Genomic DNA, 21,145 nt, shown 5'->3' with positions numbered 1-21,145 from the left:
CACCCGCGTCCCGGCCCCGCCGGACCCGCGCCGCCCCGAAGCCCCCGGAAGGTCCGCCTTCCGGGGGCTTCTGCGCGGTATCCCCCTCGCACCGTCGAACAAGCGTGTAGCTTGCCGGGTCAGAAGGGTCGGGGGTGGATGCCTTCATGGGCGTACGGGTCGTGGTGGTCGACGAGCACCGCCTGCTGGCCGAGGCGCTCGCCTCTGCCCTGAAACTGCGCGGGCACCGGGTGCTCGCCGCGGCCGCCCCGGCTGCGGGCGCCGCCGAACTGGTGATCAGCCGGGCCCCGGAGGTCTGCCTCTTCGGCACCGCGTCCCCGGCCGGGCCGGGCGTCTTCGAACCCGTGCTCCGCGTGAAGCGGGAGCGCCCGCAGATCGCCGTGGTCGTCCTCGGCCCGGTGCCCAGCCCGCGAGGGATCGCGGCCGCCTTCGCCGCCGGCGCCTCGGGGTACGTACGCCAGGACGAGCGGATCGAGGGCGTGGAGCGGGCCCTGGCCAAGGCCCGGGCCGGCGAGGTGGCGATCTCCCCGCAACTCCTCCAGGGCGCCTTCGCGGAACTCCTGAACCCGGCCGTCCAGCCCGACGACGAGGGCAGCCGGCTGCTGCGCCTGCTCACCCCGCGCGAGGTGGAGGTCCTGGTCCGGGTCGCCGACGGCGAGGACACCCGGCTGATCGCGGCCGGGATGGAGATCGCGCCCAGCACCGCCCGTACGCACGTGCAGCGGGTGCTGATGAAGCTGGGCGTGGGGTCCCGCCTGGAGGCGGCGGCCCTCGCCGCCCGTACCGGACTGCTGGACCGGGCGGCTCCCGCTCAGCCGCCCGCCGGGGCCGGCGGCTGAGCGGATCGGGCCGCCGATTTCCCTGCGGGCGTCCGATCGGGTAAGCCAGTCTCAGCACGCGCACGCACCCAGCGCGCGTTTCCCCGCGAGAGGCAGTAGGCGAGTGAGCAAGTACCTGGTAACCGGTGGCGCCGGATACGTCGGCAGCGTGGTCGCTGCCCACCTCCTGGAGGCCGGCCACGAGGTCACCGTCCTCGACGACCTCAGCACGGGCTTCCGCGCGGGCGTCCCGGAGGGTGCCACCTTCATCGAGGGCCGGATCCAGGACGCCGCCGAGCACCTCGACGGCTCCTACGAGGCGGTGCTGCACTTCGCGGCCTCCTCGCAGGTCGGCGAGTCGGTGGCGAACCCGGCCAAGTACTGGGAGAACAACGTCGGCGGCACCCTCGCGCTGCTGGGCGCCATGCGGGACGCGGGTCTGCGCAAGCTGGTCTTCTCCTCCACCGCCGCGACCTACGGGGAGCCGGCGGAGGGCCTGCTGACCGAGGCGTCCGTCACCGCGCCGACCAACCCGTACGGGGCCACGAAGCTCGCGGTGGACCACATGATCGCGGGGGAGTGCGCGGCGCACGGCCTGGCCGCCGTCTCGCTGCGCTACTTCAACGTGGCGGGCGCGTACGGGCGGTTCGGGGAGCGGCACGCCCCCGAGACCCACCTGATCCCGCTGGTCCTCCAGGTCGCGCTCGGCGAGCGGGAGTCGATCTCGGTGTTCGGCGAGGACTACCCGACCCCGGACGGCACCTGCGTGCGCGACTACATCCACGTCGCGGACCTCGCGGAGGCCCACCTGGCCGCGCTGGAGAACGCCACCGCCGGTGAGCACCTGATCTGCAACCTCGGCAACGGCAGCGGCTTCTCGGTCCGCGAGGTCGTCGAGACGGTCCGCAAGGTCACCGGCAAGGAGATCCCCGAGATCGTCGCCCCGCGCCGGGCCGGCGACCCCGCCGTCCTGGTCGCGTCCGCCCGTACGGCCCACGAGCGCCTCGGCTGGACCCCGAGCCGCTCGGACCTCACCGGCATCATCTCGGACGCGTGGAACTTCGCGCGCACGCACGCTTCCTGACCCGCGCACGCCTCCCGGCCCACCGCCGCCGCCGGTCACACCGCTGTCGCGCACGCCCTCCGCACCCTCGGGTACGGGGGGCGTACGCGTGTCCGCCGGGCGCCGTGAGCGGGAGTCGTGCGCGGGCGCCCGGCGTGCACGCGCGGGGTGACATGCCCCCCGTGCAACTGCCCGCGGCACAGGCCGGGCCGGAAGCGGCCATCCGGACCTTCGGGGCAGTCGAAATCAAGCCATGACAAAGCCCGTTCGGAGCGGCCGCGTGGGAAAATCCCTGGGAAAACTTCTGCAATTCGGCCAACTGCCAGCCGCCCCGGCCCTACGCTGTTGCGTGACACCGGTGGGGGCCGGTGTTGATTCAGGGGTCGAGACACGTCGGGTACGGCGTCCGGTCCGGGGTAGTGCAGAGGTGTCTCGGCGGCGGCCGCGACAGCTGCGGATCACCCGGTCCGGGCGCCGTACCCGCCGCCGTCCGTTCCCCTACCCTTGGGGGTTTTGTGGTTCGTATCCGGGTTCTCGTGGTGGACGATCACCGCATCTTCGCCGAATCGCTCGCAGCCGCGCTCGCGGCCGAGCCGGACGTGGACGTGTCCGCGGCCGGCAGCGGCCCCGCCGCGCTGCGCTGCCTCGAACGCGCGGTGGCCGAGGGCCGCCGCTTCGACGTCCTGCTGGTCGACGCCGATCTCGGCGCCGCGGCCGGGGCCCTACCCGCCCAGCGCGAGTCGGGTTCGGGACCGCCGCCGGGCGTCCCGGACGGGATCGCCCTGGTCGCCGGGGTGCGGGTGTCCCATCCCGGGGTCCGCACCGTGGTCCTCGCCGAGCGGGACGAACCCCGCCGGGCCGCACTGGCGTTGCAGGCGGGAGCCTCGGGCTGGGTGGCGAAGGACTGCTCGCTCTCGCGGCTGCTGGCCGTGGTCCGCGGTGTGCTGCGCGAGGAGACGCACCTCCCGCCCGCACTGCTCACCGGAGTGCTCCGCGAGCTGACCGCGGCCCGCAAGCACCGTACGGACAGTGAACGGCTCGTGGAGTCGCTGACCCCGCGCGAACACGAGGTGCTGCGCTGCATGGTGGCGGGGCTGGGGCGCAAGGACGTGGCGGCGCGGCTGTTCCTGTCCCCGCACACGGTCCGCACCCACATGCAGAACGTGCTGGGCAAGCTCGGCGTGCACTCGACGCTCGCCGCGGTGGCACTGGCCAGGCGGGCCGGCGTACGTCCCGCGGAGCTAGCCGGGGACGTTGTCGAACGGAGCGGTCAGCTGGCGTAGCAGCCCGGCGAGGTCGCCCCGCTGGCCCTGCGAGAGCTGGGCAAGGATCGCCCGCTCCTGGGCCAGCAGTCCGGCGAGGGCCTGGTCGGCGCGGTCCCGCCCCTCGGGGGTGAGCCGCACCAGGACTCCGCGGCGGTCGCTGGGGTCCGGGAGCCGCTCGACGAGCCCCTTCTTGGCGAGCCGGTCGATGCGGTTGGTCATGGTGCCGGAGGTGACCAGCGTCTGGGTCAGCAGCTGACCCGGGGAGAGCTGGTAGGGCGCGCCGGCGCGCCGCAGCGAGGTGAGGACGTCGAACTCCCACGGCTCCAGGCCGTGCTCGGCGAAGGCGAGCCGGCGGGCGCGGTCGAGGTGGCGCGCGAGCCTGCTGACGCGGCTCAGCACTTCGAGCGGTTCCACGTCGAGGTCAGGGCGCTCCCGCCGCCAAGCCGCGACCAATCGGTCGACCTCGTCCTCCATGCCGATCAGTGTAAGGGGTCTGTCGACGTGAAGTCTCTTCATGTCGTGTATGTCGATATCAAGCATCTTGACGTCGAGATATAAACGGGGCGACCATGGGGCAGGGAGGGTCCGGAACCGCTTCCGCTTCCGACCGCCCCGCCAGCAGGGAGGCTTGCCCATGCATTCCGATACCGCGCAGGACCGGACCCCCACGGCCACCGGACCCTCCGCGCCCACCTGGGACCCCCAGCAGTACCTCCGGCACGCCGAACACCGTGCGCGCCCGTTCGTCGACCTCCTGGCCCGGATACCCGAGCTGCCGGGCCGGCCCGCACGCATCGCCGACCTCGGCTGCGGCCCCGGCAACGTCACCGCCCTGCTCGCCGACCGCTGGCCCCAGGCCCGCATCACGGGCTTCGACCTCTCCCCGGAGATGCTCCGGCGCGCCACCGACGAGTACTCCGGCCCCACCGCCGGCGGCGGCGTCCTGGAGTTCCGCCGCGCCGACCTCGCCGACTGGCTCCCCGAGGAGCCGTACGACCTGATCGTCTCCAACGCCGCCCTGCAGTGGGTGCCCAACCACCCCGCCTCCTTCGCCGTCTGGACGAACGGCCTGCGCCCCGGCGGCACCCTGGCCTTCCAGGTCCCGGGCAACTTCACCGCCCCCAGCCACGCGATGCTCGCCGAGCTGTGCGACTCCCCGCGCTGGCGCGCCCGCCTCGCCGGTCTCGGCGCCCATTACGTCCACCTGTGCGAGCCCGCCGAGTACCTGGCCCGTTTCACCGGGCTCGGTTGCGCCGTCGACGTCTGGGAGACCACCTACCACCAGCTGCTGCAGGGTCCCGACCCGGTGCTGGACTGGGTCAAGGGCACCGCCCTGCGGCCCGTGCTGACCGCGCTCGGGGACGACCGGGAGGCGGCGGACGCGCTGCTGACCGAATACCGCGACCTGCTGCGCGCGGCGTACCCGACCGGGCCGCGCGGCACCGTCTTCCCGTTCCGCCGGATCTTCGTCGTCGCCCGGAAGGACGGCTGACCGCCCGGCCCGCGGGCACGGCGGCACGACGGCGCCCCGCCACCGGAGGATCCGGTGGCGGGGCGCCGTCGTGCAGGTGTCGGGAGGTCAGCCGATGGAGCGGTAGGTCAGGTTGCCCTTGAAGAAGACGGGCCCGGTGAGGACCTCGCTGCCGAAGAGGCTCTTGCCGCCCTCGGAGCGGAACACGTTGCCGCCGGCGTCGGTCAGGACCAGGTCCGCCTTGCCGTCACCGGTCAGGTCGCCGGGGGACACGGCGTCCTTGTAGGTCTGGTAGCCGCCGCCGACCAGCCAGCGGGCCGCGAACGGCGCGTTCGCCTTGCCGGCGCCCGGGTGGAAGTACAGGTCGCCGCTGTTCGTGATGCCGACCGCGTCGGCGTAGCCGTCGCCGTTGAAGTCACCGGAGGCGATCAGCCTGTACTGGTCCCAGCCGTTGCCGACGTTGACCGGGGCGGCGAAGGCGTTGCCGGTGCCGTTGCCCTGGTGGACGTAGAGGCTGCCCCAGACGTCACGGGTCAGCAGGTCGCCCTTGCCGTCGCCGGAGACGTCGCCGCCGCCGACGACCAGGTTCGTGACGCCCCACCAGTCACCGGCGATCGACTGGTTCGTGGTGCGGTTGGTCAGGCCCCACTGGTTGAACTGGAACTTGTGGCCCCAGTTCACCTTGTCCAGGCCGGAGGCCACGACCAGCTTCGACCCGTCGTCCGGCCAGACGAAGTCGCCGGTCTTGCGCGGCTCGAAGACCGAGCCGTCGCTCTTGGCGTCGTGCGACCAGTACTGGCCGCCGGCGTCGAGGGTGCCGACGTTGTGCTTGCCGTAGACCGGCGTGACGCCCGAGCCGAGGAAGAGCTCGGTGCTCTTCCAGTTCGAGCCGCAGTCGTACTGCGGGGAGAACAGGCCGTTGCCCTCGGAGAAGTGGCAGAAGAGGTCACCGGTGACGGTGACGCCCATCATGTCGGCCCTGCCGTCGCCGTCGAGGTCGTCGGCCGCGATGATCTGCGTGTAACCGGTCCAGCCGCTGGCGATCTGGTTCCGCCACTCCAGCGGGCTGGCGCCGTTGCCGGTGCCCTTGTGGACGAACAGGTCGCCCGTGTACGTGCGGCCCATGACGTCGCCGTCGCCGTCGCCGTCGATGTCGCTCAGGCCGACGATCTGGTCGTACTGGTTCCAGCCGCCGCTGACCTTGACCCGGTCCGCGAACGGGTTGGAGAGGTTGCCGGTGCTCCTGTAGTAGTACAGGTCGCCGGCGTGCGTACGGGCGAGCAGGTCCGGACGGCCGTCCTTGTTCAGGTCGCCCGCCGCGATGACGCGGTTGTAGACCTGCCAGCCGGTGCCGGTCCACTTCGGAGCGCCGGCCGTGCCGCCGGAGGTCTCGCGGAGCTGGAGCTTGCCGTCGAAGGTGAGCGTGAGGATCTCGGGGTTCCAGCCGCCGCCGACGTTGCCGAGGGCGATGATGTCCTTGACCGTCTCGGTCTCGTCGCCCTCGATGCGGAAGTCGGTGGACGGGTCGCCCGCGGGCGCGCCGGTCGCGAAGACACCGGTGTAGCCGAGCGTCGAGCGGAAGACCAGGTCGCTGAAACCGTCGCCGTCGAGGTCCAGACGCGGCTGCGCCACGCTGCTCGCGGCCGCCAGGCTCTGCGGGGCCGCTGCGCGCGCGCCCGTGTCCTTGGCGGTCGCCCTCTTCGGTGCAAGGACGCCCGGCGCCGGGGTGGCGGCGTGCGGGACGGTGGACTTGGGGGCGGTCGATGCCTTGGCCGCGGCGGGCGCCGGGCGGTCCGAGGCCTTGCCGGCGGCGGTCGCCTGGCCGACGGAGAGCAGGGTGCCGGCGGAGAGGGCGAGTGCGGTGCAGGCCGCGATGCGGCCGAGGCGCGAAGAGCGCAAGAGGGTTCCCCCGTGATCGCAGGTAGAACCGGGTGGCCGTCACGACGACCGGCGCACGCGGAAACGCGGCGCTGCGGATCGTCCGTAGGTCCCCCCCGGGAAGTGATCACACAGTACCGCCGCGTTTCCCGAGGTAGAAGTGGTTTTCCGTACAACCTTTCGGGCTCGGGGTGACGCGTGTCCGCCGCCCGCTCAGCTCTTGCGGCGGCCCACCAGCTGGGGCTTCGCCTCCAGGTTCTCCAGCCCGTGCCAGGACAGGTTCACCAGGTGCGCCGCGACCTCGGCCTTCTTCGGCTGCCGGGTCTCCAGCCACCACTGCCCGGTCAGCGCCACCATCCCGACCAGCGCCTGCGCGTACAGCGGAGCCAGCTTCGGATCGAAGCCCCGGGCCTTGAACTCCAGACCGAGGATGTCCTCCACCTGCGTCGCGATGTCGCTGATCAGCGACGCGAAGGTGCCCGTCGACTGCGCGACCGGCGAGTCGCGCACCAGGATCCGGAAGCCGTCCGTGTACGACTCGATGTAGTCCAGCAGCGCGAACGCCGCCTGCTCCAGCAGCTCCCGCGGGTGCCCGGCCGTCAGCGCGCCCGTCACCCCGTCCAGCAGCTGGCGCATCTCGCGGTCCACGACGACCGCGTACAGGCCCTCCTTGCCGCCGAAGTGCTCGTACACCACCGGCTTGGACACCCCGGCCTTCGCCGCGATCTCCTCGACCGACGTGCCCTCGAAGCCCTTCTCCGCGAACAGGGTCCGGCCGATGTCCAGCAGCTGCTGGCGCCGTTCCACGCCCGTCATCCGCACCCGGCGGCCGCGCCGCGGCTTGTCGCTGCTGGATGTACCGCCCTCGTTCGCCACGTCCCCCATCATGCCGCGTTCGACTCGTCTTCCCTGCGCCGGGCGTCGATGCGGGCCGCGGACGGCCAGCGCACGTCCGTGGCCCAGCCCAGCTGCTCGAACCAGCGGATCAGCCGCGCACTGGAGTCGACCTGGCCGCGCAGCACCCCGTGCCGGGCCGAGGTCGGGTCGGCGTGGTGCAGGTTGTGCCAGGACTCCCCGCAGGACAGCACCGCCAGCCACCACACGTTGCCCGAGCGGTCCCGGGACTTGAACGGCCGCTTGCCCACCGCGTGGCAGATCGAGTTGATCGACCACGTCACGTGGTGCAGCAGCGCCACGCGCACCAGGGAACCCCAGAAGAACGCCGTGAACGCGCCCCACCAGGACATCGTCACCAGACCGCCCACCAGCGGCGGGATCGCCAGCGAGAACATCGTCCAGAAGATGAAGTCGCGCGAGATCCGGCGGATCGCCGGGTCCTTGATCAGGTCCGGGGCGTACTTCTGCTGGTCGGTCTGCTCCTCGTCGAAGAGCCACCCGATGTGCGCCCACCACAGGCCCTTCATCAGGGCGGGGAGCGTCTCGCCGAACCGCCACGGCGAATGGGGGTCGCCCTCGTGGTCGGAGAACTTGTGGTGCTTGCGGTGGTCCGCCACCCAGCGCACCAGCGGGCCCTCCACGGCCATGGAGCCCATGACGGCCAGGGCGATCCGCAGCGGCCGCTTCGCCTTGAAGGAACCGTGCGTGAAGTAGCGGTGGAACCCGATGGTGATGCCGTGGCACGTCAGGAAGTACATGAAGACCATCAGGCCGAGGTCCAGCCAGCTCACCCCCCAGCCCCAGGCCAGCGGCACCACCGCCAGCAGCGCCAGGAACGGGACGGTGATGAACAGCAGGAGGGCGATCTGCTCGACGGACCGCTTGCTCTCGCCGCCCAGGGTCGCTGACGGCGCGGGGGCGTCGGAGGGCGCCGAGGCGTCCTCGATCAGATCGGGCCTGGTGGTCATGGGGGTCCCCTGGGGGTGAGGAGTCGGCGAGGGGGCACCACCCAGCGGTGCTGGGGGAACCGGGGGAGCACGGAGCCTACGGACCCGTAACCTACGGCATCGTAAGTATGGCAAATCAAGGGGTGAGGGCAAGAGGAGCGCGGCCGGAGCGAGTCGCCACACGCCGTGCACACGCCGTACGCGCGACGTCCACAGGCCCTGCACGGCACGCGTCGCGGCCGCCTCGCGAGACAACTGACCGGACAGGGGGATCGGACACCTATCCTGTTCTCGTCGGACAGCGCGGTCCGCACGGGCAGCCCGGGCTGCGCATCAGGAGCGGCAGTGCCGCGTGCGACCGGGAGCCCACCGCCCAGTAGCGCTCGAAACACTGCAAGGAGCCGCACCTGTGAGCAGTGCTGACCAGGCCCCCCTGGCCTCCCAGCCGGCAGCCCCCCTCACCCCGGCCGCCACCGCGAACGCAGAACTGCGCGCGGACATCCGCCGCCTCGGCGACCTCCTCGGGGAGACCCTCGTACGCCAGGAGGGCCAGGACCTCCTGGACCTCGTCGAACGCGTCCGCGCCCTCACCCGCACCGACGGCGAGGCCGCCGCCGAGCTGCTCGGTGACATCGATCTGGAGACCGCCGCCAAGCTGGTGCGCGCCTTCTCCACCTACTTCCACCTCGCCAACGTCACCGAGCAGGTGCACCGCGGCAAGGAGCTGCGCGCCCACCGCGCCGCCGAGGGCGGTCTCCTCGCCCGCACCGCGGACATGCTCAAGGACGCCGACCCCGAGCACCTGCGCGAGACGGTCAGGAACCTCAACGTCCGCCCGGTCTTCACCGCGCACCCCACCGAGGCGGCCCGCCGCAGCGTCCTCAACAAGCTGCGCCGCATCGCCGCGCTGCTGGAGGAGCCCGTCACCGGCGCCGGCGACCGCCGCCGCCACGACCTGCGCCTCGCCGAGAACATCGACCTCGTCTGGCAGACCGACGAGCTCCGCGTGGTCCGCCCCGAGCCCGCCGACGAGGCCCGCAACGCCATCTACTACCTCGACGAGCTGCACGCCGGCGCGGTGGGCGACGTCCTGGAGGACCTCGCCGCCGAACTCCAGCGCGTCGGCGTCGAGCTGCCCCCCGGCACCCGCCCCCTGACCTTCGGCACCTGGATCGGCGGCGACCGCGACGGCAACCCGAACGTCACCCCCGACGTCACCCGCGACGTGCTGATCCTGCAGCACGAGCACGGCATCACCGACGCCCTCGAACTCGTCGACTTCCTGCGCGGGCTGCTGTCCAACTCCATCCGCTACACCGGCGCCACCGAGGAGCTCCTCGCCTCGCTCCAGGCCGACCTGGAACGCCTCCCCGAGATCAGCCCGCGCTACAAGCGGCTGAACGCCGAGGAGCCGTACCGCCTCAAGGCCACCTGCATCCGGCAGAAGCTCGTCAACACCCGCGAGCGCCTCGCCCGGGGCACCTCCCACGAGGAGGGCCGCGACTACCTCGGCACCGCCGAGCTGCTCGCCGACCTCACCCTCATCCAGACCTCCCTGCGCGAACACCGCGGCGCGCTCTTCGCCGACGGCCGCATGGACCGCACCATCCGCACCCTGGCCGCCTTCGGCCTCCAGCTCGCCACCATGGACGTGCGCGAGCACGCCGACGCGCACCACCACGCGCTGGGCCAGCTCTTCGACCGGCTCGGCGAGGAGTCCTGGCGCTACGCCGACATGCCGCGCGAGTACCGCGGCAAGCTCCTCGCCAAGGAGCTCCGCTCCCGGCGCCCGCTGGCCCCCACCCCGGCGCCGCTCGACGCGGCCGGCCAGAAGACCCTCGGTGTCTTCGGCGCCATCAAGGACGCCTTCGAGAAGTTCGGCCCCGAGGTCATCGAGTCGTACATCATCTCGATGTGCCAGGGCGCCGACGACGTGTTCGCCGCCGCCGTCCTCGCCCGCGAGGCCGGCCTCATCGACCTGCACGGCGGCTGGGCCAAGATCGGCATCGTGCCGCTCCTGGAGACCACCGACGAGCTGCGCGCCGCCGACGTCATCCTCGACGAGATGCTCGCCGACCCGTCCTACCGGCGTCTGGTCTCGCTGCGCGGCGACGTCCAGGAGGTCATGCTCGGCTACTCCGACTCCTCCAAGTTCGGCGGCATCACCACCAGCCAGTGGGAGATCCACCGCGCCCAGCGCCGGCTGCGCGACGTCGCGCACCGCTACGGCGTGCGGCTGCGCCTCTTCCACGGCCGCGGCGGCACCGTCGGCCGCGGCGGCGGCCCCTCGCACGACGCGATCCTCGCGCAGCCCTGGGGCACGCTGGAAGGCGAGATCAAGGTCACCGAGCAGGGCGAGGTCATCTCCGACAAGTACCTGGTCCCGTCCCTGGCCCGGGAGAACCTCGAACTGACTGTCGCGGCCACCCTGCAGGCATCCGCCCTGCACACCGCGCCCCGCCAGTCCGACGAGGCCCTCGCCCGCTGGGACGCGGCCATGGACACCGTCTCCGACGCCGCCCACGCCGCGTACCGCGCGCTCGTCGAGGACCCGGACCTGCCCGCGTACTTCTTCGCGGCCACCCCCGTCGACCAGCTCGCCGACCTGCACCTGGGCTCGCGCCCCTCGCGCCGTCCCGACTCCGGGGCGGGCCTCGACGGACTGCGCGCCATCCCGTGGGTCTTCGGCTGGACCCAGTCCCGCCAGATCGTCCCCGGCTGGTACGGCGTCGGCTCCGGCCTCAAGGCGCTGCGCGAGTCCGGTCACGCGGACGCGCTGACCGAGATGGGCGAGCGCTGGCACTTCTTCCGCAACTTCCTGTCCAACGTCGAGATGACGCTGGCCAAGACCGACCTGCGGATCGCCCGCCACTACGTCGACACCCTCGTGCCCGACGACCTCAAGCACGTCTTCGCCCGCATCGAGGCCGAGCACGAGCTGACCGTCCGCGAGGTCCTGCGCATCACCGGCGGCGAGAAGCTCCTGGACTCCCACCCGGTGCTCCAGCAGACCTTCTCCGTCCGCGACGCCTACCTGGACCCCATCTCCTACCTCCAGGTCTCCCTGCTGGCCCGCCAGCGCGCCGCTGCCGCCCGCGGCGAGGAGGCGGACCCGCTGCTCGCCCGCGCCCTGCTGCTCACCGTCAACGGTGTCGCCGCGGGCCTGCGCAACACCGGCTGACCCGCCGCACCACGGCACACGGGAGCCCCCGCACCCTTCCGGTGCGGGGGCTCCCGTTGCGTTACGAGTTGTACGTGGACTGCGCGCGCTCCAGGCCCTCGGAGACCAGGCTCTCCACGGAGTCGGCCGCCCGGTCCACGAACCAGTCGAGCTCCTTGCGCTCCGTCGAGGAGAAGTCCTTCAGCACGAAGTCCGCGACCTGCATCCGGCCCGGGGGCCGGCCGATGCCGCAGCGGACCCGGTGGTAGTCGGGACCCATCGACTTCGTCATCGACTTCAGGCCGTTGTGGCCGTTGTCCCCGCCGCCCAGCTTCAGCCGCAGCGTCGGGTAGTCGATGTCCAGCTCGTCGTGGACCGCGACGATCCGGTCCAGCGGCACCTTGTAGAAGTCGCGCAGGGCCGTCACCGGGCCGCCGGACAGGTTCATGTACGTCATCGGCTTGGCCAGCACGACCCGGCTGCCCGCCGGTCCGGGCGGTCCGATGCGGCCCTCGACCACCTGGGCCCGGGCCTTGTGCGCCTTGAACTTCCCGCGGATCCGGTCCGCCAGCAGGTCGGCCACCATGAACCCGATGTTGTGGCGGTTGCCCGCGTACTCCGGTCCGGGGTTGCCGAGGCCGACGATCAGCCAGGGCGCCGCGTCGTCCGACATCAAAAGCTCCTTAAGCGGGAACGACCGCCGTCCCGCTCCAGTGGAGCCGGACGGCGGTCGGTCAGCAACTGCTGAGGGGTGAGGGGGAGGCTCAGGCCTCGGTGCCCTCGGCCTCGGCGGCCGGCTCCTCGGCCTGCGGGGCGACGACCTGCAGGACGGCGATGTCGCCGTCGACGGCCAGGGTGGTGCCCTTGGGGAGGACCAGGTCCTTGGCGTGGATGGTGTCGCCGGCCTGGAGGCCCGCGATGGAGACGGTGACCTCGGTCGGGATGTGCGTGGCCTCGGCCTCGACGGAGATGGTGTTCTGGAGGGTCTCCAGCATGTTGCCGCCGACGGCCAGCTCGCCCTCGGTGACGATCGCGACGTCGACGGTGACCTTCTCGCCCTTCTTGACGATCAGGAAGTCGACGTGGGAGATCGAGCGCTTCAGCGGGTGACGCTGCACGGCCTTCGGGATGACCAGCTCGGTGCCGGCGCCCGCGATGTCCAGGGAGAGCAGGACGTTCGGGGTGCGCAGCGCGAGCAGCAGGCCGTGGCCCTCGACGTCGACGTGCTGGGGGGCGGTGCCGTGACCGTAGATGACGCCGGGAACCTTGCCCGCGATGCGGGCCTGGCGGGCGGAACCCTTGCCGAACGACGTGCGGAGCTCGGCGGAAAGCTTGACCTCGGACATGCTCACTCCTCGTGGGGTGACGGAAGAACGGACTGGTCACCCGGCCGGAACGGCCTGCTACGAAGAGCGCGTCGATAACGGAGCATCCGTACCGGAAACAGGTACGGCCTCCCTCGCCGAGCAACTCATGGAGTGTACCCGGCGGGGGAGGCCGTACCAAAAAGGATCTACCGCGTCCGCTGACGAACGCTTACTGCTGCTCTTCGAACAGGCTGGTGACCGAGCCGTCCTCGAAGACCTCGCGCACCGCGCGCGCGACCATCGGGGCGATCGAGAGCACCGTGATCTTGTCGAGCTCCAGGTCGGACGGGTCCGGCAGGGTGTTCGTGAACACGAACTCGCTGACCTTGGAGTTCTTCAGGCGGTCGGCGGCCGGGCCCGACAGGATGCCGTGCGTGGCCGTCACGATGACGTCCTCCGCGCCGTGGGCGAAGAGCGCTTCGGCCGCGGCGCAGATGGTGCCACCGGTGTCGATCATGTCGTCGACCAGGACGCAGACGCGGCCCTTGACCTCGCCGACGACCTCGTGGACGGTCACCTGGTTGGCGACGTCCTTGTCGCGGCGCTTGTGCACGATGGCCAGCGGCGCGTCCAGGCGGTCGCACCAGCGGTCGGCCACGCGCACGCGGCCGGCGTCCGGGGAGACGATGGTCAGCTTGCTGCGGTCCACCTTGGCGCCGACGTAGTCCGCGAGGACCGACAGGGCCGAGAGGTGGTCCACCGGTCCGTCGAAGAAGCCCTGGATCTGGTCCGTGTGCAGGTCGACCGTGAGGATGCGGTCCGCACCCGCGGTCTTGAGCAGGTCGGCGACCAGGCGGGCCGAGATCGGCTCGCGGCCCTTGTGCTTCTTGTCCTGGCGGGCGTAGCCGTAGGACGGGACGATCACGGTGATGGAACGTGCCGACGCGCGCTTCAGCGCGTCGATCATGATCAGCTGCTCCATGATCCACTTGTTGATCGGAGCCGTGTGGCTCTGGATCAGGAAGCAGTCCGCGCCGCGAGCCGACTCCTGGAAGCGGACGTAGATCTCGCCGTTCGCGAAGTCGAAAGCCTTGGTCGGCACGAGGCCGACTCCCAGCTGGTGTGCGACCTCCTCGGCCAGCTCGGGGTGGGCGCGGCCGGAGAAGAGCATCAGCTTCTTCTCGCCGGTCGTCTTGATTCCGGTCACAGCACTGTCTCCTCAGACGTGTGGGAAAGCTGCTCGCCCCCGTGTGCGTCCGTCCCGCGCACGGTGAGCCAGCCGAATTGCGTGCACCTATCACGGTACGCCGTCGGGGGCGCAGCCGTTTCCGGTCAGTTCACCTCAGTGATGGCCGGTGTCCTCCGGGGCCGCCGACTGCGCCGCGGTCGCGGCGGCGCTGCCGGGGCGCTTGCGCGCCACCCAGCCCTCGATATTCCGCTGCTGGCCGCGGGCCACGGCCAGCGCACCGGGCGGTACGTCCTTGGTGATCACGGAGCCGGCCGCCGTGTAGGCGCCGTCCCCGATGGTGACGGGTGCCACAAACATGTTGTCCGAGCCCGTCTTGCAGTGTGAGCCGATGGTCGTGTGGTGCTTGTGTTCGCCGTCGTAGTTCACGAACACGCTGGCCGCGCCGATGTTGGTGTACTCGCCGATCGTCGCGTCGCCCACGTACGACAGGTGCGGCACCTTGGTGCCCTCGCCGATCGTCGCGTTCTTCATCTCGACGTACGTGCCGGCCTTGGCCTTCGCGCCGAGGTTCGTGCCCGGACGCAGGTACGCGAACGGCCCCACGGTCGCCGACTCGCCCACGACCGCGCTCTCGGCCACCGTGTTGTCCACCCGGGCGCCCGCGTGGACGGTGGTGTCCCGCAGGCGGGTGTGGGGGCCCACCTCGGCCCGCTCCGCGATGTGGGTGGCGCCCAGGAGCTGGGTGCCGGGGTGGATCAGCGCGTCCTGCCCGAAGGTGACCGTCACGTCCACGAAGGTGCTGGCCGGGTCCACGACCGTCACGCCCGCGAGCATGGCCCGCTCCAGCAGGCGCGCGTTCAGCAGCGCGCGGGCCTCCGCGAGCTGCACGCGGTTGTTGATGCCGAGGATCTGACGGTGGTCGCCGCCGACCGAGGCGCCGACGCGGTGCCCGGCTTCGCGCAGGATGCCGAGGACGTCGGTGAGGTACTCCTCGCCCTGGCTGTTGTCGGTGCGGACCTTGCCGAGGGCGTCCGCGAGGAGGGTGCCGTCGAAGGCGAAGACCCCGGAGTTGATCTCACGGACGGCGCGCTGGGCGTCGGTGGCGTCCTTGTGCTCGACGATGCCGGTCACGGCGCCGTCGGCGCCCCGGATGATCCGCCCGTAACCGGTGGAGTCGGGCACCTCGGCGGTGAGCACGGTGACGGCGTTGCCGTCGGTCTCGTGCGTGCGCGCGAGTTCGCGGAGCGTCTCCCCGGTCAGCAGCGGGGTGTCGCCGCAGACGACGATCACGGTGCCGGTGACGTTCCCGCCGAGCTCCTCCAGGGCCATCCGGACCGCGTGGCCGGTGCCGTTCTGCTCGTACTGGACGGCGGTGCGGACCTCGGCGTCGACGGTGGAGAGGTGCGCGGTGACCTGCTCGCGGGCGTGTCCGACGACGACGACGAGGTGGGCGGGGTCCAGCTCGCGGGAGGCGGCGACGACGTGACCGACGAGCGAGCGCCCGCAGATCTCGTGCAGGACCTTGGGGGTGGCCGACTTCATGCGGGTGCCTTCCCCCGCTGCGAGTACGACGACGGCTGCCGGGCGGTTGGCGCTCACGGGTAGGCCCTTCGGCTTCGGGGGTGGACCCGTGAAGGATAGCGGGGGGCCCGTGCCCCCCAACGAAGGCGGGTCCAGACCGTGGAGGTCGGGACCCGTACGTGCGCAGCTCCCCCGCCAGGACTCGAACCCGGACATAAGGCACCAAAAGCCTCAGTGCTGCCAATTACACCACAGGGGATGGTCGGCGACTTGACCGGACATCACGGCGTCGTGGTCGAGTCGACGGCACCTACTATGCCGCACCGGGTGCCCCCGACGCGACGGTCTTCGCCGTCGCTTCGGCCGACGCGACCCGGCCGTACGAGGGGGCGCTGGCTAGGGTGGAGCGCATGACCGGTACGGGGGAAGTGAAAGGCCGGGCTGGGCCGCCTTCGTGGTGGGTGCGGCGCCGGGATCTCTGGGTGGACCTGACGCTCGGCGCGCTGTCCGTCGTCGAGTGCGGGTGGGAGGGCGTACTCTTCGCGCGCGAGGCGGGGCTGCCGACCGCGGTCGGGGTGCTGTTCGGCATCGTGGTGGGGGCCGTGATCGTGCTGCGGCGGCGGTGGCCCATCGCCGTGGTGCTGGTCGGGATCGCCGTGGCTCCGGCCGCGATGGGGTTCCTGCTCGGAGTGGTGGGGCTGTACACGTTGGCCTCCTCCGAGGTGCCCCGGCGGATCATCGCGACGCTGACCTCCATGTCGCTCGCCGCGACCTTCGCGGTGATGTACATGCGGACCCGCGGGGACGTGGAGGCCGATCCGACGCTGGTGGTGGTGCTGTCCGGTTTCGTGGCGGTGGCGCTGACCGTGCCGCCCGTGCTGTTCGGGCTGTACATCGGGGCCCGGCGGCGGCTCATGGAGAGCCTCCAGGAACGCGCGGACTCCCTGGAACGGGAACTGTCGCTGCTGGCCGACCGGGCGGAGGAGCGGGCCGAGTGGGCCCGGACCGAGGAGCGGACCCGGATCGCGCGGGAGATGCACGACGTCGTCGCACACCGGGTCAGCCTGATGGTGGTGCACGCCGCGGCCCTGGAGGCGGTGGCGCTGAAGGACCCGGCGCGGGCCGTGAAGAACGCCGCCCTGGTGGGGGACATGGGGCGCCAGGCGCTGACCGAGCTGCGGGAGATGCTCGGCGTGCTGCGGGCCGCCGAGAAGCCGAAGCCCGTCCCGGCGCCCGTGGCGACCACCGTGGCCGTGACCGCGGCGCCGGCCGGGAGCTTCGAGGACGGGCCCGCGCTCGTCGAGCTGGACACGCTGGTCGGACAGTCGCGTACGGCCGGGATGACCGTCGAGATGGTGGTGCACGGGGAGGGGGCGGCGTACGCGGCGGAGGTGGAGCAGACGGCGTACCGGGTGGTTCAGGAGGCGCTGACCAACTGCCACAAGCACGCCCCGGGCGCGCGCGTCGTGGTCCGGCTGGCGCACCGCGACGGGGAGGTCGCGATGCAGGTGGAGAACGGGCCCTGCGACGGGACCTCCGCCGAGCACGGACTGCCCAGCGGGGGCAACGGGCTCGTCGGGATGCGGGAACGGGTGCTCGGGCTGGGCGGGGTCTTCGTGTCGGGGCCGACGGACGAGGGCGGCTTCAAGGTGTCGGCGGTCCTGCCGGTCCGCTAGGCCTGGTGTGTCGGCGACCGGCGAGAACGCCGCGGGGCGCGGTGCCGGACACCCCGGGCCCGCCATGATCCGAAAGACACGGCAGGCCTCGGCGGGCGGCCCCGGGCGCGGGCCGGGGCCCGACCCCGCCGGTCAGCCGGTGGTGAGGCGGGTGGGCTGGAGGCCCGTCAGGAGGAGCGTCAGGGCCTCGTCGACGCTCGCCCCGAGGTACCAGTCGCCGGTGTGGTCGATGCCGTACACCCGGCCCTCGGCGTCGAGCGCGAGGTGGGAGCCGCCGTCGGACTCGACGCCGAGCGGGCACAGCGCGGTGGACAGGGCCCGGCCGAGGTCGGCGAACGTACGGGCCAGGTGCAGGCCGGTGAGCGGGTCGATCCGGACGGGGACCGGCGCTATCTGGCGCCCCGGGCCCGGGGCGGTGACCGTGAGGCCGCCGAATTCGGCCCAGGCCTCGACGGCGGCCGGGAACACCGTGTGCCGGTGCCCGGCGGGGGTGGTGTGGTCCCGGAGGGCGTCGGCCCAGTACTCGGCCTGCTTGATGTCCCAGCGGCCGGGTTCCCAGCCGGCGATGCGCAGGGCGGAGTTCACGGCGACCGGGAAGCGGGTGGCCGCGGAGCGGTCGTAGGACGCGGAGGTGCTGGTCATGGCTACTCGGCTGGGGTGAGGTCGACGGAGCGTACGCCGAAGTGGGCGAGGAGGGCCTCGCAGGAGCGGCAGGGGGGTGCGTAGCTGCCGTGGAGCGGGTCGCCGTCCTCGCGGATGCGGCGGGCGGTGATCTTCGCTTGCTTGAGGGAACGCCGGGCCTCGCTCGCGGCGAGGGGCTTGCGGGAGGCGCGCTTGGAGCGGGCGCCCTCGACGGCCGCCAGGTGGCGGGAGAGGAGGAGCGCCTCCGGACACCGGCCGGTGAACCGTTCGCGCTGGCCGCTGGTGAGGGTGTCGAGGAAGTCCTGGACGAGGGGGTGCAGGACGGGGGGCTGGTCGGCCTTGCCCGCGGTGCCGGTGAGCGTCTCGCCGCGTACGGAGAGGGCCGCGGCGACCGTGGGCAGGATCCCGTCGCGGCGGAACCGCAGGACCGGCGGGGCCGGCCGGCCGTCGGCGCCGCCCCAGCGCAGGCGGGGATCGCCGGCGGGACCGCCCCCGTCGGCGGCGCCCGCGGGTGCTCCCCGGTCCTGCGGTGCCGCTTCCCGCTCTTCCGTGGGCCTCGTCCCTTCCCGTGCCGGTGTGCCTTCGGGTCCTTGCGCCGCCGCTCGGTCTCCCGGTGTTCCCGGGCCTCCCGCGGCGGTCTCGGCCGGATCCGGCCGTGTTGCCGTGTGGTGCATGGTCGCGCTTTCCCTCCCGTGGCGGCGGTGGTGGCCGCTGTCGCGCACGCCCCCGTGCCGCGGGGACAGCCTGCCAAATGTCTCTCGTCCTGTGGAAGCGGGGTCGAATTTTCGTATCAATTCGGATGTTCCTGGCCGGAGCCCGGAGGTGTGGCCTACGCGCGGGTGAGCCTCTTGCCCCAGCGCATAGGCTGTGGCGAACCAGCCAGATCCAGCAGGGGGCTACCGCCATGACGACAGGTCGGCTCGGGCAGCAGGCCGCGCCACCCAACGCCGCTTACTCGGGGCAGGTCGTGCATTTCCCGGACCCCGTCCGGGCCGCTCGGCATCCCCACGGTGTGCGGATGGACGGCAACGGCCATCCGGACTTCTCCGCCTACGCGCGTGCGGCGGTCGAGATCGCCGACCCGCCCGAGGGCTTCGGCGTGGACGAGCTGCGGCTGACGGACTGCGTCTCCGCGAACGCCGCGATGCGTGCCGCCGGGCACGAGCTGTGGGACACGGTCGGTCCGGTGGCGACCCCGCACGGCTGGACCTGGCACCACGTGTCGGGTTCGCGGCGCATGGAGCTGGTCCCGGTCGAGGTGAAGGCGCTGCTGCGGCACCACGCGGGACTGGTGACGGCCCCGGTGGACCACGACAAGCGCGGGACCCGGGCCCTCCAGGAAGTGCGCCCGGTGCACCTGGGGCTGCCGAAGTCGGTGGTGTCGGTGTCCGAGGAGCAGGTGCAGGGCGTCGAGGAGGACCTCGGCTACCGGCTGCCGGAGGCGTACCGCTCGTTCCTCAAGGCCGCGGGCGGTTGCGCGCCGGTCGGCGCGGGCCTGGACGTGGACCTCGGCCTGCTGGTGGACCAGCCGTTCTTCACGGTGCGCGAGGAGGCGGCGGTCAACGACCTCGTGTACGTCAACAAGTGCCTGCGGGACCACCTGACGAAGGACTACCTGTGCGTGGCCTTCGTCCAGGGCGGGCTGCTCGCGCTGAAGGTGAGGGGCGAGGGCACCGGGTCGGTGTGGTTCTCCCCGTATGACGACGCGCGCGACCGGGACGGCTGGTCGGTGCAGGAGCGCGTGGAGCGTTTGTTGTTGCCGTGCGGCGCTGATTTCGATGCCTTCCTGGATCGGCTCGCGGGCAATCCGCCGGAGCTGGAGACGGTGGCCGGTCTGATGGTGGACGGCGGATTCGCACGGTCGGTTCCCGTGGCGCGTACCGGTTCGGATGAGGGGTGACGGCGCGGTGGTGACGTTTGCGCAGGCGCAGGAGCGCGCCGAGGAGTGGATCAACGGGGACGTTCCCGGCTACCAGCACCGCGAGGTGCGGGTGCGGGAGTTCGGGCTCGGGTTCGTGGTGTGGGCGGAGGACCGGGCGGCCGGCCCGGTGTCCGGGGGCGGCCGGCAGCGGCTGGTCATCGCCCGGGACAGTGGTGAGGTCACGCTGTGGCCTGGTCTGCCGGTGGGTGAGGTGATCCGCCGGTACGAGGAGGAGTACGGGGCGACGGCCGCGGCCGCGGCCTCGGAGGCCTCCGTTCCGCCGCCGCGGATCGACTCGGAGCAGACCTCGTTCATGCTGAGTCCCCCGGAGTGGCTGCAGGAGGCGGCGGACCGGGCCGGGATCCCGCGCGGACCGTCGTCCTCGTCGTCCTCGTCGTCCTCTTCCGCTTCCTCATCGCCTTCGTCGCCCTCGTCGCCGGATCCGGCCTCGGTCCCGGTGCCGGTCTCCTCTTCTTCCTCGTCCTCTTCTTCCCCTTCCTTCTCCTCGCCGGATGCGGTGGCCCCGGAGCCTGCCGACGGTCCGCCGGCGTCCGTGCACGCGGTGCCGCTGCGGCGCGGGGGCGAGATCCCGTACGAGCCGACCGCCAACGACGGTGTCCCGTCGGCCGTGCCGACCGGGGCGACGCCCTGGGCCGGTACCGACGTGACCCCCGGTGCGGACGACGTGTCCGTGCCGCTGCCCGCGACCGTGTTCGCGCCCCCGCTGTCCGGGTCGGACCTGGAGGACGGGCCCCCGTCCGGGGTGGCCCCGGAGGCGCAGACCACGCTCATGGCCGGGGGCAGCGCGCTCCCGCGCACGGCGGTCGTGCCGGCGCTCGGGCCGGATGCGGGCGACATCGCCGACGCGCCGACCAGCAAGGCCCAGATCTCCCGGCCGGGCTCGCGCGGCTCCGGCCAGACGCCCGTGCCGCCGGGCCCGCCCAGTGCTCCCGGTGCTCCCAGTGCTCCCGGTGCTTCGATCGGTGGGCAGCCGCCCGCCGCCCCCGGTGCTCCGGGCGCCCCCGGCGCCGGGGCGAACCACGCCGCGACCATGCTGGCCGGTCCCGGGGTTCCGGGTACGGGTCAGCCGCCGGCTCCTCCGGGTCCGCCCGGGGCTCCCGGTGAGGGCGCGCACCACGCCGCGACGATGCTGGCCGGTCCCGGTGTGCCGCAGCCGCCCGGTCCGCCGGGTGCTCCCGGTGCTTCGAGCGGCGGCTTCGACCACGCGGCGACGATGCTGGCCGGTCCCGGTGTGCCGCAGCCCCCGGGCCCGCCCGGTGCACCCGGTACGGGTCAGCCGCCGGCTCCTCCGGGTCCGCCCGGGGCTCCCGGTGGGGGCGCGCACCACGCCGCGACGATGCTGGCCGGTCCCGGTGTGCCGCAGCCGCCC

At 72.5% G+C, this 21,145-nt stretch carries 17 protein-coding genes, 1 tRNA gene and 1 pseudogene; 8 read left to right on the top strand and 11 right to left on the bottom strand.

Annotation, left to right across the window (positions count from 1 at the left end):
* The first annotated feature begins 146 nt into the window (after nt 1-146).
* From ACFWW8_RS18485 to ACFWW8_RS18475, 3 genes are all read left to right on the top strand, one after another.
* Nucleotides 147-839, top strand: a complete 693-nt coding sequence (locus ACFWW8_RS18485) for a LuxR C-terminal-related transcriptional regulator (RefSeq protein ID WP_386530098.1) — start codon at nt 147-149, stop codon at nt 837-839.
* Between the two features lie 103 nt (nt 840-942).
* Nucleotides 943-1,902, top strand: a complete 960-nt coding sequence (gene galE, locus ACFWW8_RS18480; RefSeq protein WP_386529969.1) for a UDP-glucose 4-epimerase GalE — start codon at nt 943-945, stop codon at nt 1,900-1,902.
* A gap of 494 nt (nt 1,903-2,396) precedes the next feature.
* Nucleotides 2,397-3,164, top strand: coding sequence for a LuxR C-terminal-related transcriptional regulator (locus ACFWW8_RS18475; protein ID WP_386529968.1), 768 nt, complete (start codon nt 2,397-2,399; stop codon nt 3,162-3,164).
* On the opposite strand, the gene ACFWW8_RS18470 is transcribed toward ACFWW8_RS18475, so the two are convergent.
* Entirely contained in the window at nt 3,123-3,620 is a 498-nt protein-coding gene (locus ACFWW8_RS18470; RefSeq protein ID WP_386529967.1) for a MarR family winged helix-turn-helix transcriptional regulator, read from the bottom strand. The genes ACFWW8_RS18475 and ACFWW8_RS18470 overlap by 42 nt on opposite strands.
* Before the next feature lie 160 nt (nt 3,621-3,780).
* Between ACFWW8_RS18470 and ACFWW8_RS18465 the strand changes: the two genes are divergently transcribed.
* Entirely contained in the window at nt 3,781-4,638 is an 858-nt protein-coding gene (locus ACFWW8_RS18465) for a trans-aconitate 2-methyltransferase (RefSeq protein ID WP_386529965.1), read from the top strand.
* A gap of 87 nt (nt 4,639-4,725) precedes the next feature.
* Here ACFWW8_RS18465 and ACFWW8_RS18460 read toward each other — a convergent pair whose 3' ends face one another.
* The 3 genes from ACFWW8_RS18460 to ACFWW8_RS18450 form a co-directional block, all read right to left on the bottom strand.
* Nucleotides 4,726-6,516 carry an FG-GAP repeat domain-containing protein gene (locus ACFWW8_RS18460; protein ID WP_386529964.1) on the bottom strand — a complete coding sequence of 597 codons (1,791 nt, stop codon included), beginning with the start codon at nt 6,514-6,516 and terminating at the stop codon, nt 4,726-4,728.
* Between the two features lie 192 nt (nt 6,517-6,708).
* Nucleotides 6,709-7,383 carry a TetR family transcriptional regulator gene (locus ACFWW8_RS18455; protein WP_386529962.1) on the bottom strand — a complete coding sequence of 225 codons (675 nt, stop codon included), beginning with the start codon at nt 7,381-7,383 and terminating at the stop codon, nt 6,709-6,711.
* Nucleotides 7,380-8,360, bottom strand: coding sequence for an acyl-CoA desaturase (locus tag ACFWW8_RS18450; RefSeq protein ID WP_386529960.1), 981 nt, complete (start codon nt 8,358-8,360; stop codon nt 7,380-7,382). Before ACFWW8_RS18450 ends, ACFWW8_RS18455 begins: the two co-directional genes overlap by 4 nt.
* Before the next feature lie 388 nt (nt 8,361-8,748).
* On the opposite strand from ACFWW8_RS18450, the gene ppc reads away from it, so the two are divergent.
* A complete protein-coding gene (gene ppc / locus ACFWW8_RS18445) occupies nt 8,749-11,520 on the top strand; it encodes a phosphoenolpyruvate carboxylase (protein ID WP_386529958.1) in 2,772 nt (923 codons plus the stop codon).
* 61 nt (nt 11,521-11,581) lie between these two features.
* On the opposite strand, the gene pth is transcribed toward ppc, so the two are convergent.
* The 5 genes from pth to ACFWW8_RS18420 form a co-directional block, all read right to left on the bottom strand.
* Nucleotides 11,582-12,172, bottom strand: coding sequence for an aminoacyl-tRNA hydrolase (gene pth, locus ACFWW8_RS18440; protein WP_386529956.1), 591 nt, complete (start codon nt 12,170-12,172; stop codon nt 11,582-11,584).
* A gap of 91 nt (nt 12,173-12,263) precedes the next feature.
* Nucleotides 12,264-12,845: a 50S ribosomal protein L25/general stress protein Ctc gene (locus ACFWW8_RS18435; RefSeq protein WP_386529954.1), complete on the bottom strand. Its 582-nt coding sequence runs from the start codon at nt 12,843-12,845 to the stop codon at nt 12,264-12,266.
* 190 nt (nt 12,846-13,035) lie between these two features.
* Complete coding sequence (locus ACFWW8_RS18430; protein WP_383806071.1) at nt 13,036-14,013, bottom strand: ribose-phosphate diphosphokinase; 978 nt, start codon at nt 14,011-14,013, stop codon at nt 13,036-13,038.
* A gap of 135 nt (nt 14,014-14,148) precedes the next feature.
* Complete coding sequence (glmU, locus tag ACFWW8_RS18425; protein ID WP_386529951.1) at nt 14,149-15,594, bottom strand: bifunctional UDP-N-acetylglucosamine diphosphorylase/glucosamine-1-phosphate N-acetyltransferase GlmU; 1,446 nt, start codon at nt 15,592-15,594, stop codon at nt 14,149-14,151.
* Between the two features lie 109 nt (nt 15,595-15,703).
* Nucleotides 15,704-15,775: transfer RNA gene (locus tag ACFWW8_RS18420), tRNA-Gln, on the bottom strand.
* 151 nt (nt 15,776-15,926) lie between these two features.
* Between ACFWW8_RS18420 and ACFWW8_RS18415 the strand changes: the two genes are divergently transcribed.
* A complete protein-coding gene (locus tag ACFWW8_RS18415) occupies nt 15,927-17,192 on the top strand; it encodes a sensor histidine kinase (protein ID WP_386529949.1) in 1,266 nt (421 codons plus the stop codon).
* Nucleotides 17,193-17,324: 132 nt separating this feature from the next.
* Here the strand turns inward: ACFWW8_RS18415 and ACFWW8_RS18410 are convergent, their stop codons facing one another.
* Nucleotides 17,325-17,834 carry an SUKH-3 domain-containing protein gene (locus tag ACFWW8_RS18410; RefSeq protein WP_386529947.1) on the bottom strand — a complete coding sequence of 170 codons (510 nt, stop codon included), beginning with the start codon at nt 17,832-17,834 and terminating at the stop codon, nt 17,325-17,327.
* A 2-nt stretch (nt 17,835-17,836) separates the two neighbouring features.
* Nucleotides 17,837-18,301: a YwqJ-related putative deaminase gene (locus ACFWW8_RS18405; RefSeq protein WP_386530097.1), complete on the bottom strand. Its 465-nt coding sequence runs from the start codon at nt 18,299-18,301 to the stop codon at nt 17,837-17,839.
* Nucleotides 18,302-18,738: 437 nt separating this feature from the next.
* Between ACFWW8_RS18405 and ACFWW8_RS18400 the strand changes: the two genes are divergently transcribed.
* Together ACFWW8_RS18400 and ACFWW8_RS18395 are read left to right on the top strand one after the other, a co-directional pair.
* A complete protein-coding gene (locus tag ACFWW8_RS18400) occupies nt 18,739-19,734 on the top strand; it encodes an SMI1/KNR4 family protein (protein ID WP_386529945.1) in 996 nt (331 codons plus the stop codon).
* 7 nt (nt 19,735-19,741) lie between these two features.
* Nucleotides 19,742-21,145 (top strand): annotated as a pseudogene (locus tag ACFWW8_RS18395) (hypothetical protein); the annotation flags it as partial.

The organism is Streptomyces sp. NPDC058701, from assembly GCF_042715295.1.
Taxonomy (GTDB): domain Bacteria; phylum Actinomycetota; class Actinomycetes; order Streptomycetales; family Streptomycetaceae; genus Streptomyces.
This window is presented reverse-complemented; position numbering and strand designations above follow the sequence as displayed.